The 15,699-nt window shown below is 61.5% G+C and carries 16 protein-coding genes; 13 read left to right on the plus strand and 3 right to left on the minus strand.

The genetic code is table 11. From position 1 onward, the window contains the following. Positions 1-11 precede the first annotated feature (11 nt). Complete coding sequence (locus CFR72_RS10925) at positions 12-1,247, plus strand: MFS transporter (protein ID WP_110913978.1); 1,236 nt, start codon at positions 12-14, stop codon at positions 1,245-1,247. A gap of 49 nt (positions 1,248-1,296) precedes the next feature. On the opposite strand, the gene CFR72_RS10930 is transcribed toward CFR72_RS10925, so the two are convergent. After that, positions 1,297-1,878, minus strand: a complete 582-nt coding sequence (locus CFR72_RS10930; protein WP_110913979.1) for an NADPH-dependent FMN reductase — start codon at positions 1,876-1,878, stop codon at positions 1,297-1,299. Between the two features lie 369 nt (positions 1,879-2,247). Between CFR72_RS10930 and CFR72_RS10935 the strand changes: the two genes are divergently transcribed. The 5 genes from CFR72_RS10935 to CFR72_RS17560 all read left to right on the plus strand — a co-directional run bounded on the left by CFR72_RS10935 (position 2,248) and on the right by CFR72_RS17560 (position 5,153). Next, the gene (locus CFR72_RS10935) at positions 2,248-3,189 is read left to right on the plus strand and encodes a 2-hydroxyacid dehydrogenase (RefSeq protein WP_110913980.1); all 942 of its coding nucleotides are present in this window, start codon (positions 2,248-2,250) and stop codon (positions 3,187-3,189) included. A gap of 60 nt (positions 3,190-3,249) precedes the next feature. Next, the gene (locus tag CFR72_RS10940; protein ID WP_208630019.1) at positions 3,250-4,377 is read left to right on the plus strand and encodes a lytic transglycosylase domain-containing protein; all 1,128 of its coding nucleotides are present in this window, start codon (positions 3,250-3,252) and stop codon (positions 4,375-4,377) included. Between the two features lie 181 nt (positions 4,378-4,558). Beyond that, the gene (locus tag CFR72_RS18065; RefSeq protein WP_244182261.1) at positions 4,559-4,711 is read left to right on the plus strand and encodes a putative hemolysin; all 153 of its coding nucleotides are present in this window, start codon (positions 4,559-4,561) and stop codon (positions 4,709-4,711) included. A 121-nt stretch (positions 4,712-4,832) separates the two neighbouring features. Further along, a complete protein-coding gene (locus CFR72_RS18305) occupies positions 4,833-4,964 on the plus strand; it encodes a hypothetical protein (RefSeq protein ID WP_261310337.1) in 132 nt (43 codons plus the stop codon). Positions 4,965-4,979: 15 nt separating this feature from the next. Continuing rightward, positions 4,980-5,153, plus strand: coding sequence for a hypothetical protein (locus CFR72_RS17560; protein ID WP_167400356.1), 174 nt, complete (start codon positions 4,980-4,982; stop codon positions 5,151-5,153). A 65-nt stretch (positions 5,154-5,218) separates the two neighbouring features. Here the strand turns inward: CFR72_RS17560 and CFR72_RS10950 are convergent, their stop codons facing one another. Further along, a complete protein-coding gene (locus CFR72_RS10950) occupies positions 5,219-6,265 on the minus strand; it encodes an aldo/keto reductase (protein ID WP_110913981.1) in 1,047 nt (348 codons plus the stop codon). A gap of 230 nt (positions 6,266-6,495) precedes the next feature. On the opposite strand from CFR72_RS10950, the gene CFR72_RS10955 reads away from it, so the two are divergent. Next, entirely contained in the window at positions 6,496-7,263 is a 768-nt protein-coding gene (locus CFR72_RS10955; protein WP_110913982.1) for a M15 family metallopeptidase, read from the plus strand. A 112-nt stretch (positions 7,264-7,375) separates the two neighbouring features. Here CFR72_RS10955 and CFR72_RS10960 read toward each other — a convergent pair whose 3' ends face one another. After that, entirely contained in the window at positions 7,376-9,073 is a 1,698-nt protein-coding gene (locus tag CFR72_RS10960; RefSeq protein WP_110913983.1) for an alpha-keto acid decarboxylase family protein, read from the minus strand. A gap of 388 nt (positions 9,074-9,461) precedes the next feature. Here CFR72_RS10960 and CFR72_RS18375 point away from each other — a divergent pair, with 388 nt between their 5' ends. The 6 genes from CFR72_RS18375 to CFR72_RS10985 are packed head-to-tail and all read left to right on the plus strand — an operon-like array spanning position 9,462 to position 15,567. Then, complete coding sequence (locus CFR72_RS18375; protein WP_341865264.1) at positions 9,462-9,794, plus strand: hypothetical protein; 333 nt, start codon at positions 9,462-9,464, stop codon at positions 9,792-9,794. Continuing rightward, positions 9,745-10,869, plus strand: coding sequence for a carbohydrate porin (locus CFR72_RS10965; RefSeq protein WP_341865265.1), 1,125 nt, complete (start codon positions 9,745-9,747; stop codon positions 10,867-10,869). Before CFR72_RS18375 ends, CFR72_RS10965 begins: the two co-directional genes overlap by 50 nt. 36 nt (positions 10,870-10,905) lie before the next feature. Beyond that, positions 10,906-12,657, plus strand: coding sequence for a D-lactate dehydrogenase (dld, locus tag CFR72_RS10970; protein ID WP_110913984.1), 1,752 nt, complete (start codon positions 10,906-10,908; stop codon positions 12,655-12,657). 41 nt (positions 12,658-12,698) lie between these two features. Further along, the gene (locus CFR72_RS10975; protein ID WP_110913999.1) at positions 12,699-13,442 is read left to right on the plus strand and encodes a (Fe-S)-binding protein; all 744 of its coding nucleotides are present in this window, start codon (positions 12,699-12,701) and stop codon (positions 13,440-13,442) included. After that, positions 13,439-14,953: a lactate utilization protein B gene (locus tag CFR72_RS10980; RefSeq protein ID WP_110913985.1), complete on the plus strand. Its 1,515-nt coding sequence runs from the start codon at positions 13,439-13,441 to the stop codon at positions 14,951-14,953. Before CFR72_RS10975 ends, CFR72_RS10980 begins: the two co-directional genes overlap by 4 nt. After that, positions 14,950-15,567 carry a LutC/YkgG family protein gene (locus tag CFR72_RS10985; RefSeq protein ID WP_110913986.1) on the plus strand — a complete coding sequence of 206 codons (618 nt, stop codon included), beginning with the start codon at positions 14,950-14,952 and terminating at the stop codon, positions 15,565-15,567. The genes CFR72_RS10980 and CFR72_RS10985 overlap by 4 nt, the downstream gene beginning before the upstream one ends. Positions 15,568-15,699 lie beyond the last annotated feature (132 nt).

Raw genomic sequence — 15,699 nt, forward strand, 5'->3', positions numbered from 1 at the left:
AGGGAACCCTCATGACTACTGAAACCGCACCGCCACAGGTCAGCAACGGAATTGTCGTTCCCCACCATGGAAGAACGGCGGCGCTGCTTACGCTGACATTCGGCACCTTCGTCGTTGGCACCGGGGAGTTTTCCATCATGGGAATGCTGCCGGAATTCGCGACGTCGCTCGGGCTTTCACCTGCGGACGCCGGGTATGCCATCACCGCCTATGCGCTTGGTGTGGTGGTTGGCGCGCCGCTGATCACCATTCTGGGCGCGCGCCTGTCGCGGCGTGAACTGCTTTTGCTGCTGCTGCTGCTTTTCTGCTTCGGCAATATCCTGAGTATCGTCATGCCCAGTCCCGGACTGGTGGAGGTCGCACGCTTCATCACCGGCCTGCCCCATGGCGCGCTGTTCGGGATTTCCGCGCTGGTTGCCGCCTCCATGGTTGAACGCTCCCGCCGGGGATGGGCGGTCGGGCGCATCCTGTCGGGCATTGCCATCGCGACACTGATCGGTGCGCCATTTTCGACCTTCGCCGCCGATCACATGGGCTGGCGGGTGGCCTACCTGATGATCGCCATACTGGGCTTTGTCGTGTTCCTTGGGGTCTGGCGCTATATTCCCGCCGACCGGCCCAACCGTTCGAATTCTCCCCTGCGGGAGGTCACGGCGCTGAACAATATGCAGGTCCTTCTGACGCTTCTGACGGCGGCCATCGGGTTTGGCGGCATGTTCGCGATCTATACCTACCTGACCAGTGTCCTGCAGGACGTGACGCATGTGTCCGAATGGCTGGTCATGATATTCATGGTCATCTGGGGACTGGGCATGCTGGCGGGTGCGAATGTTGGCGCATGGATCGTGGATCGCAACCTTGACCTCGCGGCGATCCTCGCGCTGGCGGGCAGCGTGGTCGCCATGGTGGTCTTTCCTGCCCTGCTGCACAATACGGCCGGCCTGATGCTGGATGTCTTCCTCATCCCCGCCTTCGTCAATGCGCTGGGCCACGCCCTGCAGACGCGGCTGATGGATTTTGCCGGGGATGCGCAGACGCTTGCCGCCTCGCTCAACCATTCGGCATTCAACATCGCCAATGCGCTCGGGGCCTCGCTCGGCAGCGAGCTGCTGGCATGGCATTACGGATATGGCTCCCTTGGCATGGGGGGCGCCCTTCTGTCGCTGGGGGGGCTTGCGGTCTACCTCCTTGCCGTGGCGATCCTGAAGAAACGCGGGGTTACCGAAGTCCGCGAACCGATTTCATGATTGGGTCCATGGGCCGCCATGTTGCAGGCCATGGACTTTCATCGTGATGTCAGGCCGTCGTGCGTGGCGACACCCTGCGCACGAGTGCCGCCAGCGCACCAAGCTGGCCACGCAGGAACTCCCGCGTGGCGGCATCCACAAGTTCCAGCGTCCGGGCATCGACCTTTCCCATCACCTGCCCGATCATTGCTTCGGGCCGGTTCAGTACATAGGCGTCAAGGAAAACAAGACTCTGGCGCAGGTGGTACTGTGCCCGCGCGCCACCGATCATGCCCGGCGAGGCCGTGATGATCGCCACAGGTTTTTCGGCCAGCGGTTGCGGGGACACGCGGGATAGCCAGTCGATCGCATTTTTCAGGACACCGGGGACGGAATAATTATATTCCGGCGTCACGATCACCACGGCATCCGCCGCCGCGATCTGTTGGGCCATTGCGGTGACGGCGGCGGGATAGCCCTCCTCCTGCACGTCCTGGCTGTAATGGGGGAAGTCGCCGATGGAACCCAGCGGTGTTACGCCAACCCCTTCCGGCGCGATCCCCGGCAGGGCGCGCGCCACCGCCGCGTTGAACGAAGCCTTGCGCAGGCTGCCCAGAAGGCTGACAAATTGCAGGGGGGCGGTTGTGGTCATCTCTACTCTCCTTGGAATGATGTCGGGGCCGATATGACGCGACTGCGCCTTCCGGCCGGAATGGGAGGTCATATGGAACCCGCCACAGGAACGCGGGAACGGACCGGATGGCTGTTTCCAACCCGATGGCTACGGGCATGCTTGTGACGTCGCGGGGTTTTCGCGTACATGCCTGTGCATGACAGATCCATCTCCCCGGCAGGCCGGTTGCCTCCCTTTCCTGTCCCTGCAGCCTGCACTGCATCCATCGTTCCATGAAGGGTTCGGGATGGGACGCTGCGTTCCTTCAGCAGGACACGGCGTTCTTCGACAGTCCGCCCCGTTCGCCCCGATGGGCCTGACACATTTGACGGGAGGTTCCTGCCCAACATGGTGACATTGGCGGTTGCTGAAGGAAAACATGCTGATTTCCCAAGCTGGAAGCGTGCATTTTCCACCCTTGCCCCTGATCTGGATGTCATCTGGTGGGAAGACGCGCTCCGAGCCCCCCAGAACGCGGAATATCTGCTGGTCTGGCAGCCGGAGCATGGGCTTGCCGCCCGTTTTGCCAATCTCCGCGCGATATTATGCGTCGGTGCGGGGGTGGATCATCTGCTGGCGGACCCGCACTGGCCACATGACATCCCGCTTGTGCGCATGGGGGGGCAGGAAACAGCCGCCCTGATGGAAGAATATGTGACATGGGCGTGCCTTTCGCTGCTGCGTGAAACCCGGACATGGGCATGGCAGCAGGAACGCAGGATCTTCCACCGCAAACTGGTGACCCGCACGGCCGCCACGACCACCGTCGGGATCATGGGAATGGGGCATCTGGGGACACAGGTGGCGCGACGACTGCGCGATTTCGGTTTCCAGGTGCGTGGATGGTCACGTCGGCGGCGGGAACTGGCAGGTGTCCGGTCGTTTGCCGGGCAGGCGGAACTGGCGGATTTCCTCTCCGGGACTGATATCCTTGTCTCCCTCCTGCCCAACACCCCGCGGACCCGCGACATGATCGACGCGGATCTGCTGTCGCGCCTGCCGCGCGGCGCGGCGCTGGTGAATGTCGGCCGGGGGGAGCAGGTGTGCGAGGACGCCCTGCTTGCGGCACTTGGGCGCGGGCACCTTTCCGGTGCGGTGCTGGATGTCTTTCGTGAAGAGCCCCTGTCCCCCGATTCCGCGCTGTGGGACCATCCCGCCATTACGATCAGCCCCCATGCCGCCTCCGAAGCCTCCCGCGCGGAACAGGCGGCCTATATGGTGCAGGTCATTCACGAAATCGAGCGGGGCGGAACGCCTGCCCTTCTCTACAACGCGGAGCGCGGATATTAGGAGAGGGCCGGACTGCGCCGTACCGGATCGCAGCCCCACAGGATGACGAGACATGCGCCAATGCTGAATGACCGTATGGGACTGCCGGCTGCCCTGATGCTGGGAATGATGCTGGGGCTGGGGGCATGCACCACCTCCCCGTCTGCAATACGGACATCGGTGGCCGGTGGACAGCGCATCTATCACGCGCCGGGCACGGCGGATGATCCATGGGGACCATATATCCAGCAGGCCGCCCGCCAGTTTTCCGTGCCGGAAACATGGATCCGCGCCGTCATGCAGCAGGAATCCGGCGGCCAGCAATATATGGACGGGCAACTGACGACATCCAGCGCGGGCGCAATGGGCCTGATGCAACTGATGCCTGAAACCTATGCCGAAATGCAGGCTCAATACGGCCTTGGGGGGGATCCGTATGACCCGCATGACAATATCATGGCGGGGTCGGCCTATATCCGGCAGCTATATGACCGTTTTGGCGCCCCGGACTTTCTGGCGGCCTATAACGCCGGTCCCGGCAGGGTGGATCAATGGCGCAATAATGGCGATCCCCTGCCCGATGAGACGGTACAGTATGTCGCGGCCATCACGCCCAACCTCGGGATTGGTGCGTCTCCCGCCTCCTCCCCCACGCTGCTGGCGCGTGCGGACAGCGTGAACCCGGATGCGGCGTATGTTCCGCCCGCCGCCGCGATACCTGTCAGGACGGCGGATTCCCTGTCACGCACGGCGGATGGATGCCTGCGCAATGCCGATGCCGCCTATGACCCTGCCGCGCCCTGCCTGATGGATCAGGACACGCCGCATGATGACCGTGCAACCGATGGGCCGTCCATGGCAACCGGCACCGTCGCGATTGCCGATAGCGGCCCCCTGCCGGAAGCAGCCCCGGCCGGGGGGAGCATGGTCCATGCCGTCAGCTATACACCTGCCCAGACGGGGCAGTGGGCAGTGCAGATCGGGGCATTTTCAACGGATATGGAGGCACGGCAGGCCCTTGACACGACGCGACGGATCATCGGGACCGGACATGTATCCCCTGCTGCGGTCGTAATGCCGGTCGCCGCTGCCAGCGGCACCCTCTACCGTGCCCGCTTCGTCGGATTTGCCGCCAGTGATGCCGCCCAGGCCTGTCAGATCCTGCATGAACACGCAATGGCGTGCCTGACTGTTCCCGCCCATGCGTGATGCGGCGGAATATGATGTCATCATGCGCAGGCTCGCCCCTCCTTGTGACAGGCAGGTGTCCATGAAACTGTTTCCCGGCCTCATGGCCGTTCTCCTTACTCTGGTTCTGGGCGGATGCGCGCCCCACAGGGGGCCTGCCCGCATGGCGGATCATGACACATCCCCAGACCGGTCCATTGGCATGCCAAACCCGGCTTCCGCCCACTGCATCAGGATCGGGGGGCGGCTGGAGCTGCGGAACACGGCAGGCGGAACGGTCGGGATCTGCCACCTGCCTGATGGGACCGAGATGGAGGAATGGGCCCTGTTCCGCAGGGATATGGCAACGCGATAGGCAGTAGCTGTTTTGTGATCCGCACCATGCGGTCCTGACCACTGCCCCCTCTTTTTTCCCGATACCACCCTGCCCATGTCCGGTGTGCCGGCGCAATGTGCGTTCCGGCAGGGAGGTTGCCATGAGAATGGGAACACATTACCGCCAACCGATCGGGCCGGGCGTACGTTCCGGTCGCAATGCCATGGATTTCCTCGGGATTGGCATTGTGGTGCTTACACTGCTCCTGTGGGTGGCGCTCACGCTGCTCTAGGCTGCGTGAATCTTCATGATCCTGAAATCCTTTTCCCAAGTCAGGGAGGTTTCAATGTCCATGTACCTGCATCGTACCGTCCGTGGCACCGTTCCACGAACACGTGGCCTGGGCCGTTGGGATATTCTCGGCCCGGCCCTGCTTGCAACCGCGTTCGCCCTGTCCACGGCCCTTATCTTTTTTGAATGACAGGCGAAAGCCGCGAAGCCAGGCAGTCAGCATGCCGGGCTTCGCCTTGCGCCCGGAGATAGGGGTCAGGGCGCGGGATTGGAATGGATCTGGTGGATTGCGTTGATTTCCGCCTCCAGTTCCGGGGTGATCTCCACATTGACCGATCCCAGGATGGTCGCAAGCTGTTCGATGCTGGTGGCGCCAATGATATTGGACGTGACAAACGGCCGTGACGTGACAAAGGCAATGGCCATCTGGACCGGGTCGATCCCTTTTGCGCGGGCAAGGTCGAGATAGGCGCGGATCGCAACGTCAACACCGGGTTTTTCATAACGCTGGCCACGATTGAACAGCGTCGTGCGCGCACCCGCCGGTCGTGCGCCATCAAGGTATTTCCCGGTAAGATACCCCTGCGCCAGCGGCGAATAGGCCAGCAGGCCGACCTTCTCCCGCATGGCGATTTCAGCCAGCCCCATTTCAAAGGTGCGATTGAGCAGGTTATAGGCATTCTGGATCGACGCCACCCGTGGCGCGCCGGTTTTCGCGCAGTCCAGATATTGCGAAACCCCCCATGGGGTCTCGTTCGAGACACCGACATGGCGGATCTTGCCCTCATTGACCAGATCCCCCAGCACGCCAAGCGTTTCGGCAATCGGAACCTCGTCTGCCTCCACTTTTGCGTCAAAGGTCGTCCCGCCCGCCCCGAACAGGCCGATGCGACGGTCCGGCCAGTGCATCTGGTAAAGATCGATATAATCGGTTCCCAGACGACGGAGCGACCCTTCTATCGCGTAGCGGATCTGCCGGGGGGTCAGGCGGGTTTCCTCGCCGCCGGGACGGAACCATGGCATGTTGCTGCGTCCGACGACCTTGCTGGCGATGACCACCCGGTCGCGACCCCCACGTGCCCGAAGCCAGCTTCCGACAATCGTTTCCGTCGCCCCATAGGTTTCAGAACGTGGCGGGATGGAATACAGCTCGGCCGTATCAATGAAATTGATGCCATGATCCAGCGCCAGGTCAAGCTGCGCATGCCCCTGTGCCTCGGTATTCTGTTGCCCGAATGTCATTGTCCCAAGGCAGATTTCACTGACCAGGATGCCGGTACGGCCAAGTTCTCTTTTCTTCATCCAAGAATCCATCGATTGAAAACGGGTGGATGGCCACCGCGAAGGCCACGGCAGCCCATGAGGGGCAAAGTGTGGCAAGGGATCTGCCGCGACGCAACCATCACGCCCCTGCGGGCATGTCGGCAACCGGGCGCAACCCTGTCCGCCAGAGGCTGCTTGACAGATATTCGTTCCTACATTCCAATCATTTTCCTACCTCCCGCATGATCCTGCACAGGAAATCCCGACAGATGTTCCGATCGGCCTGCCTTGTTACGATATCGTTCTATTCCGTCCTGCAGGCAGCGAATGCAGCGCAGGCCTCCGCACCTGCCATATTCCACATCACCCCCAGCAGACCCGTGCCGGAACTGATGGAGCAGGCACTGAAGGCCACGCCCCCTGCCCCCACCGCGCAGGAAAAGAAGCCGGATCTTGTCGATCTTGCCAGCCTGTCGCCGGATTTTCATTTTGACGTACGCTACGCCACGGACCGGAACTTCATCGGCTATCCGGTCTATTCCTCATCACATGCCTATATGGAACGTCCGGCGGCGCAGGCCCTGGTGCGCGTGCAAAAAGCGCTGCATGCGCAGGGATATGGCCTGCTGGTCTATGATGCCTATCGCCCGTGGTACGTCACGAAACTGTTCTGGGATGCGACGCCACCCGACAGGCACCAGTTCGTGGCTGATCCCGCCGCCGGGTCCATGCATAACCGGGGATGCGCGGTTGACCTTACGCTGTATGACCTGAAATCTGGGCAGGCCGTCCCCATGCCCAGCGGGTATGATGAAATGACACCGCGCGCCTATGCCGACTATACCGGCGGGACGAAAAGCGAGCGCGAAAACCGCGAGATCCTGCACAAGGCCATGGCGCGGGAAGGTTTTACACAACTTCCCGAAGAATGGTGGCATTTTGATTACAAGGACTGGCGGGATTACCCCGTGCAGAATATCCGTTTCGAGGATATCGCGTCCTCCGAACCGCATGCAGGACATCCCGCATCACGATAGGGAAAGCCAACGACACCCCCTTGCGGAAACGTAAAGGCTTTGAAAGATGCCGCCCCTTTGGAAAAAAGGCGGCACCCGGACATTCCCTGTCCGTATCACTGATCGCGGGGTCTCAATCCGCCTTGCGCGGCGGGCGGGCATTGGCGGCGGCAACGCGACGTCCCCATGAAATCAGTTCACTGGTGCAGTCATCGCGCTCGATCTGACATTCGATCAGGGTGGGACCGTCCTGGTTCTTCAGCGCCTTTGCAATCGCATCGGACAGTTCGCCTCCCGTCGTCGCGCGCAGGCCAAGGCCTTTTCCGTCTTCTGCATTGAAGGCGGACATCAGTCCGGCATAATCCCAGTTCTTGATGTTGTTATACGGCCCATCATGAATTTCAACCTCGATGGTATATCCCCTGTTATTTACAAGGAAAATGATAACGGGAAGCTTCAGGCGCACCATCTGCGCGACTTCCTGCGCCGTCAGTTGGAAGGACCCGTCGCCCACCATTGTAATGATCCGGCGTTCCGGTGACGCGACGGCATATCCGAATGTTGCGGGCACGGACCAGCCAATATGCCCCCACTGCATTTCCAGTTCCACGCGCGCACCCTCGGGCAGCGTCATGCGCAATGCATTGAACCAGGAATCCCCGGTCTCTGCCACGATGGTGGTCTGTGGCGTAATCAACTGTGCGATCTGTCGCGCCATTTCCGCACGGACCAGCCTGTCGCCCGGTGCGGCGGCCGCAACGGGGGCGGATGGACGGACCACACGCTGGAATTCCTTCAGCGTGTCGGGCCGTGTGATCTCGCCCGACAGGCGCTGCGACAGGTCCGCCAGATAGTCCTTGAGGTGAATGCCATCAAACGTGCGTCCATTGACATGCACATGATGCGGTTCGGCCAGCAGGACATTTTCCCCCTGCGGCCATGCCGTCCACCCGGCCGTCGAATAATCGTTGAACACCGGTGCAAGCGCGACAATCCCATCGGACCAGTCCATGATCTCCCGCACGCCCGCGCTGCTGGCATCCCCCCAATAGGTGCCGATGTAATGCGGGTCGTTTTCGGGATAGAAACTCTTGGCCGCCGCCATGGTCGCCACGGCGCATGACAGGGTTTTCCCCAATTGCAGGGCTGCATCCTCCGCCCCCGCCGCACGCAGTTTGCTGCCGATCAGGAGCGAGACCTTCTTGCGCGACGCAAGGAATTCCACCGACGCCGCAACCGCTGCTTCGAGTGTGTCCGGATCGCTGGGAACATCACGCAGCAGCGCGCTGACCGGCCCGGGCGGCGAACAGGGGGCGGCGGACACATTGCAGGCAATTTCGATATAGGCGGGTTTCTTCTCACGCAGCGCCGTGCGGATGGCATGGTCGATCAGGACCGGCGCCTCCTGCGCACTGGTGATGGAAACTGCCGCACATGTCAGGCGCTTTGCGATTTCAAGCTGGTATCCATAATCGGGCAGGCCGATCGTGTGGTGCAGGATGTGGCCGCTGCCGATGTCATTCGAATTCGGCGCGCCCGAAATCAGGATGACCGGCAGGTTTTCGGCATAGGCCCCGCCAATCGCATTGAGTGCGGACAGTGCGCCGACGCTGAACGTGACCACGGCGGCCCCTGCCCCGTTGGCCCGGGCATAGCCTTCGGCGCTGAAACCGCAGTTCAGTTCGTTGCAGCAATAGACCTGCTTCAGGTCCGGTGTTGCAAGCAACTGGTCAAGCAGCACGAGGTTGTAATCCCCCGCGACCGCGAAATGATGTTTGAGGCCGATCTGGGCAAGGCGCGTCCCGAGGTAACGTCCGACAGTATAGGTCATGCTGGCTGCTTTCCATATGCGCGATGAATGATCAGCGCCGCGCCATGTGGCGTCATGGCATGGCACTGGTAAATCATAACAATTATCATCATGTTCCCAAGTATTTATCCTGAAGGCAATACCAGAATACGTATCACTGAGATTTTGAAACTCTCTAGGTAACGAAGGCGTCAATCCCGTTTTCGTGTTTTGCTGACTCGCAAGATTGAATTTTAAAAACCGCGTCATGTTTTGCCTCATGGAAATAAGGAGGCGCGCCTCGACTGATGGTATATATGCATTATACGCAATCAGTATATCGTTTATATTCTGTTTGTGTTTCCTGTTACTGACACCATCTTTTGCAGACGAGCCTCTTTTGCAGTCCGCCCCTGCGGGACAGCAACCCTTGGTGCCCGCACCGGCGGACAGTAAGACCGGAAGTACGCCTGCGCCCGAAACCCCGGTAAAGCATGCATCGGTTTCAACGCGCCTCAATACCATTTTCCGTACCGAAGGCCTGTCGATCCTCCTGACCAACCGCGAGGATGCATTGCGGGTGCGTGACCTGTCGGCCGGATATTACGCATCGTCGGAGGCACCGGGCCACATCCTGCCTGAAATCAGCGATTTCCGCTCCCGCCTGCAGCGCAGGGGCGTGACATTCCAGTTCACCTACAAGGGGGGAGTCGATGGCGGATGTCGGGGGCGGCATTTCGCTGGGGATAGACTATGTCCATGAACTGACGCTGCAGACGCAGTTCGACCTCGGGAAACTGGTCGGTCTTGATGGGTGGACGATCCATACGCTGCTGATGGAGCGTGTGGGGCGCGAGGTCTCGCACGACCGCGTGGGGGATTACAATATCAGCCTGATGGAGGTGTACAGCCTGTCGGGCCATTCGGTTGCGCACCTGACGGATATGTACGCGCAGAAATCCTTCCTGCACAACACGGTTGACCTGGCGTTCGGCCGCATGGCGCTGACGCATGTCTTTGCCACGTCGCCGCTGCTGTGCAGTTTCATGATGACCTGTTCCGCTCCCGTCGCCATCAAGCTTGATGCGGGGTTCAGCGTCTATCCCAAGGCGACATGGGGTGGCAGGGTGCGCCTGCGCCCCACGCGCGACACCATCGTGCAGGTCGGTGCCTACAGTGTCAGTCCCCTGAACGAGGATATCAGTGGCTGGGCCTGGGCGGGGGAGAAAAGCACGGGCCTCATGCTGCCGGTGGAGTTCACGTGGCAGCCCTTTTTCGGCCGCAGGAAGCTTGCGGGCCATTATGTCCTGGGCTTTGCGCACGATACCACGCGGTATTCCGACAATATTGGCTCCGTCCCGGTCGGCACCGCCCGGCCCCATTCCGGCGAGGCACGCGATACCTTCTACCTCGAAGCCGACCAGATGCTGTACCGCAAAGGCGGCGCGAACCAGATGGCCGGTGGCTACATCCTTGGCGGATATATTCACAATACGCCCGATGTTTCGGTCATATCGGACGAATTCTATATCGGCTCCTCCCTGCTGGGCATCATTCCCCACCGTCCCCATGACCGTTTTGGCGTGATGTATTCGTATTACCGCATAAGCCCACGCACCGAACTGGGTGAACGGCTGCGCATGGATGCGGGCATGCCGCTGGGTGCGCATGTCAACGGCCCACAGACCCATGCCGCCGTGCTGGAAGCCTATTACGGGGTGCCGGTCTATCCCGGCATCCTGATCCAGCCGGAGTTCGAATACATGATGCGCCCCGATGAAACCTCCCACATTCCAAACGCCGAACTGGTGGGGCTGAAGGTCATCGGCACCCTGTAATTCCACTTTCCCCTGGCACAGACGAAAGAAACCGACATGCTTACCGCCCTGAAATCCCTTTTTGGCCGCAATCGCAAAGATGACGCCGATCACTCCCCCTTTGTCAGGGAACTGCGCGCGATCGTGGGGGCGCAGCATGTCCTGACCGACCCGTCCAGGACCCTGCCCTTCCGGCGCGGCTTCCGCTTCGGGCTGGGCAAGGCGCTGGCGGTCGTCCATCCCGGCTCGCTGGTGGAACAGTGGCGCGTGGTGCAGGCCTGCATCAAGGCGGACAAGATCGTGCTGATGCAGGCGGCCAATACCGGGATTACCGGCGGTTCCACCCCGGACGGGAACGATTATGACCGCGACATCGTCATCATCAGCGGCATGCGCCTGAAAAAGATCTTTGTCATCGGTGGGGGAAAGCAGGTCATCTGCCTGCCCGGCGCGACACTGGACCAACTGGAACGTACGCTTGCGCCTTTGGGGCGCGAACCCCATTCCGTCATCGGGTCCTCGTGCATCGGGGCTGCGGTCTTTGGTGGCGTCAGCAACAATTCGGGCGGTGCGCTGGTGCAGCGTGGCCCCGCCTTTACCCAGATGTCCATCTTTGCGCAGGCGGATGCGCAGGGCACGCTGCACCTTGTCAATCACCTTGGGGTCGAACTTGGCACCGGGCCGGAGGAGATACTCGGCGCGCTCGATCGTGGGCAGGTCCCCGAAAGCAGGATCAACTGGCACGCGGGCAAGGGACATGACGACAATTACGCCACCCATGTGCGTGACGTCGATGCGGACACGCCCGCGCGCTACAACGCTGACCCCGCACGCCTGTTCGAGGGCGCGGGCTGTGCCGGGCGCATGGCGCTGTTTGCCGTGCGGCTTGATACCTTCCCGGCAGAGCGTAACCCGTCCGTTTTCTATATCGGCACCAACAATCCCGACGAACTGGAGGAAATCCGCCGTCATATCCTGACGTCATTTTCCGAACTGCCGATCGCGGGGGAATACATCCATCGCGATGCATTCGATATCGCCGAAGAATATGGCAAGGACACGTTCCTTATCATCCGCGCCATCGGCACGCGGCGCCTGCCGATGCTGTTCGCGCTGAAAAACCGTATCGACCGCCTGACGGAACGCGTGCCGTTCCTGCCGGGCAACATGAGCGACCGCCTGCTGCAGGCGTTCAGCCGCCTGTTCCCGCGCCACCTGCCCAGGCGCATGTATGAATATCGCGACCGTTTCGAGCATCATCTCATGCTCAAGGTCAGCGCGCATCTCGCGTCGGAGGCCCGGACCTTCCTCGATGGTTTCTGCGCAAAAAGCGGCACGCGCTACTTCGCCTGCACGCCCGACGAAGGGGCCAGGGCCTTCCTGCACCGCTTTGCTGCGGCGGGGGCGGCCATCCGCTACCGAAGCACCCACCATCGCACGGTGGAGGATATCGTCGCCCTTGATGTCGCGCTGCGGCGCAATGACCGGCAATGGTCGGAAACCCTGCCGTCCGACCTTGATCGCAGGCTGATCGTCAAACTCTATTACGGGCATTTCCTGTGTCACGTGATGCACCAGGACTATATCGTGCGCAAGGGGAACCCATGTCCCCCGATCGAGGCGGAGATGCTCGCGCTGCTTGACAGACGTGGCGCGCGTTATCCGGCGGAACATAATTACGGCCACCTGTACGCCGCCCCGCCCTCCCTGCAGGCGCATTACCGTGAACTTGACCCGTGCAACTGCTTCAACCCCGGCATTGGAAAGACGACCAAGCGCCGGAACTGGAAAGCTGAAAGCGTGGCGTAAGCCGCCCATTTTCCCATCCATGGATGCCGGAGTATCCCACCATGCGCATTGGCCTGTTCGTCCCCTGTTACATCGACGCCTTCCATCCGGAAGTCGGCATCGCCACACTTGAACTTCTCGAACGCTTCGGGCTGGAGGTCGAATATCCGCGCGCCCAGACCTGTTGCGGGCAACCCATGACCAATACCGGATGCCATGAGGAATCTGCCGCGACGGAGGAACTGTTTGTCCGTAACTTCAGCGGATATGACTACATCGTTGCCCCATCGGGCAGTTGCGTGCACCACGTCCGTTGTGACATGGACGCGGTGGAGCAGACCGGGGAGGTGCGTCAGGTCCGCGCACGCACCTATGAACTGGTCGAGTTCCTGCATGACATCCTGAAGGTCGATGCATTCCCGTGGGCGGAATTCCCGCACAGGGTCAGCCTGCATAACAACTGCAACGCCCTGCGTGGCCTGAATCATGCCAGCATGAGCGAACTGCGCGAGAAGGCATTTTCAAAACCCGCCGATCTCCTGTCGAAGGTTCGCGGGCTTGAGTTCGTGCATATCAGTCGCCCCGATGAATGCTGCGGGTTTGGCGGCACGTTTTCCGTGTTTGAAAAGGGAGTGTCGGAAAAGATGGGATATGACAAGGTTCATGACCACAGCAGGGCGGACGCGGAATATGTCGTCTCCGCCGACAGTTCGTGCATGATGCACCAGCAGGGCTGCGCACAGAGGCTGGAGATGCCGCTGAAGTTCATCCACATCGCCCAGATCCTGAACGGGGCACGGGCATGAGCGGCACGCAGGGGAACGTCCCGAACCGGGCCAACCGCCTCGACCATGCCGAAGGCGCTTCCATCGCGCTGCGGTCGCACAGGCGCGAGGCCCAGCCACGCGGCGCGGTGATCCGGGGGAACCATCCGATCGACCAGGCCGAAGCGGCCGAACGCTTCATCGCCGCCCCCGAGCATGAGCGCATGCATGATGCCCGCCTGTGGGATCTGCGCCAGAAGCGTGACCGGCAGATGCATGGCATCGAGGAATGGGAAGACCTGCGCAGGCTGGCCTCCGAAATCAAGGAACACGCGCTGACGCACCTTGATACCTATCTGGAACAGTTCGAGACCAATGCCCGCGCCAACGGCATCCATGTCCACTGGGCGCGGGATGCGGATGAACATAACGCCATCATCCTGTCGCTACTGAAGGACCATGGGGTCACGCGTCTGATCAAAAGCAAGTCGATGCTGACGGAGGAATGCGGGTTCCGCGATTTCATGGCCCGTTCCGGCGTGGACGTGGTCGAAACCGACCTGGGCGAGCGGATACAGCAGCTTGACCAGGAGGCCCCCAGCCATGTGGTCGTGCCCGCCGTGCACAAGCTGCGCTCTGACGTGGCGGATGTCTTCGCCCGCACGCTGGGCACGGACCCAAACGACGATGACGTCCATTACCTGACCGAACAGCAGCGTGAAAAGACACGCCCCCTCATCCAGCAGGCGCAGGCAGGGCTGACGGGGGCGAACTTCGTTGTCGCGGAAACCGGCACCTTCGTCGTCTGCACGAACGAGGGCAATGCCGACCTGTCCGCCAATACGCCACCATTGCAGATCGCATCGATCGGGATCGAGAAAGTCATTCCAAGGCTGGAGGACCTGCCGGTATTCGTGCGCCTGCTGTCACGCAGCGCGCTGGGTTCGCCCATCACCCAGTACACCTCCCACTTCCGCGGGCCGCGACATGGGGGCGAACTGCATGTGGTGCTGGTCGATAACGGACGTTCCGAACGGCTGGGCATGGAACAGTTCTGGACGTCGCTCAAATGCATCCGCTGTGGTGCGTGCATGAATACCTGCCCGGTCTTCCGCCGCAGCGGGGGGCTCAGCTACGGGGCGACCTATGCCGGCCCGATCGGGCTGATCATCGACCCGACCTTTAACCGTCACCGCTACAGCAGCCTGCCATTTTCCTCCACGCTCAATGGCAGTTGCACCAATGTCTGTCCCGTAAAGATCAATATCCATGAACAGATCGCGGACTGGCGCAGGGTCCTGTCCGAAACCCATGAACTGCCGCTGATGAAAAAGGCGATGATGCGCGAGGCCGGGCAGCTTCTTTCGCATCCCGCCCTGTATCGCGCCGCGATCGCAACCGCCGACAGCGCCCTGCGTCACCTGCCGCGTTTCATGGTCTATAACAGGCTCAATACTTGGGGACACGGGCGCGACGTGCCCACGCCGCCAAAGCAGACCTTCCACGAATGGTATGCCGCGAACCGCACGACACCGAAGGGAGCACCGCAATGAGCAGCCGTGACGACATCCTGGCGCGCGTCCGTGCGCACAGGTCCGCACCTGAACGCGCCCTGCCGGAAATCCCGTTTTTTGACCCGCCTGCCGGCACGGACCTGCTGGCCACCTTCACGCAGTCATTCCTGCAGATGGGGGGCACCCTGCCCGAATGTGGGACAGCGGACCCGATCGCGGTCGCACGGCAGTCTGTTTCCACTGCGCGGGTCGTGTGTTCCCGCGTGCCGGAGATTCCGGGCAACCGTCCCATCACCGCCGATACGCCGCCTGCCTCGCTGGCCGATGTTGATGTGGGGGTCGTCCGTGCCTCCTTCGGCGTGGCGGAAACCGGTTCGCTGTGCCTGACGGAGACGGACCTGCTGGTCAATACGCTGGGATACCTGCCCCAGCACCTTATCGTGCTGCTTGATCCCGCGCAGATCGTCAGCAACCTGCACCGCGCCTACCAGCGGCCGGAATGGCGGTCGGGACATTATGCCGTGCTGCAGAGTGGACCGTCCGCCACGGCGGATATCGAAGGGGTACTTGTACACGGCGCGCAAGGTGTACGGTCCCTGCGCCTGTTCTTCGTGCCCCGTCGCACCGATACGTCCGGGACAGCGGCGGCATAGCAACCCGGACCGGGGTATAGCCATCTGGGGCGATCATGTAAAATCTGGACACGCATGCATGATGCCCCCAGAATATTGCGGCCATGACGGCATCGAGGGGTTTTCACCCGGTCACGACATGGCCTCAGCGCC

Origin of the sequence: Gluconacetobacter entanii (assembly GCF_003206495.1) — a bacterium.
Taxonomy (GTDB): domain Bacteria; phylum Pseudomonadota; class Alphaproteobacteria; order Acetobacterales; family Acetobacteraceae; genus Novacetimonas; species Novacetimonas entanii.

Bases quoted from the DNA above. Each gene is read 5' to 3' on its own strand.
- CFR72_RS10925 (WP_110913978.1), top strand. From the start codon at position 12: ATGACTACTGAAACCGCACCGCCACAGGTCAGCAACGGAATTGTCGTT.
- CFR72_RS10930 (WP_110913979.1), bottom strand. From the start codon at position 1,878: ATGACCACAACCGCCCCCCTGCAATTTGTCAGCCTTCTGGGCAGCCTG.
- CFR72_RS10935 (WP_110913980.1), top strand. From the start codon at position 2,248: ATGGTGACATTGGCGGTTGCTGAAGGAAAACATGCTGATTTCCCAAGC.
- CFR72_RS10940 (WP_208630019.1), top strand. From the start codon at position 3,250: ATGCTGAATGACCGTATGGGACTGCCGGCTGCCCTGATGCTGGGAATG.
- CFR72_RS18065 (WP_244182261.1), top strand. From the start codon at position 4,559: ATGCCAAACCCGGCTTCCGCCCACTGCATCAGGATCGGGGGGCGGCTG.
- CFR72_RS18305 (WP_261310337.1), top strand. From the start codon at position 4,833: ATGAGAATGGGAACACATTACCGCCAACCGATCGGGCCGGGCGTACGT.
- CFR72_RS17560 (WP_167400356.1), top strand. From the start codon at position 4,980: ATGATCCTGAAATCCTTTTCCCAAGTCAGGGAGGTTTCAATGTCCATG.
- CFR72_RS10950 (WP_110913981.1), bottom strand. From the start codon at position 6,265: ATGAAGAAAAGAGAACTTGGCCGTACCGGCATCCTGGTCAGTGAAATC.
- CFR72_RS10955 (WP_110913982.1), top strand. From the start codon at position 6,496: ATGTTCCGATCGGCCTGCCTTGTTACGATATCGTTCTATTCCGTCCTG.
- CFR72_RS10960 (WP_110913983.1), bottom strand. From the start codon at position 9,073: ATGACCTATACTGTCGGACGTTACCTCGGGACGCGCCTTGCCCAGATC.
- CFR72_RS10965 (WP_341865265.1), top strand. From the start codon at position 9,745: ATGGCGGATGTCGGGGGCGGCATTTCGCTGGGGATAGACTATGTCCAT.
- dld (WP_110913984.1), top strand. From the start codon at position 10,906: ATGCTTACCGCCCTGAAATCCCTTTTTGGCCGCAATCGCAAAGATGAC.
- CFR72_RS10975 (WP_110913999.1), top strand. From the start codon at position 12,699: ATGCGCATTGGCCTGTTCGTCCCCTGTTACATCGACGCCTTCCATCCG.
- CFR72_RS10980 (WP_110913985.1), top strand. From the start codon at position 13,439: ATGAGCGGCACGCAGGGGAACGTCCCGAACCGGGCCAACCGCCTCGAC.
- CFR72_RS10985 (WP_110913986.1), top strand. From the start codon at position 14,950: ATGAGCAGCCGTGACGACATCCTGGCGCGCGTCCGTGCGCACAGGTCC.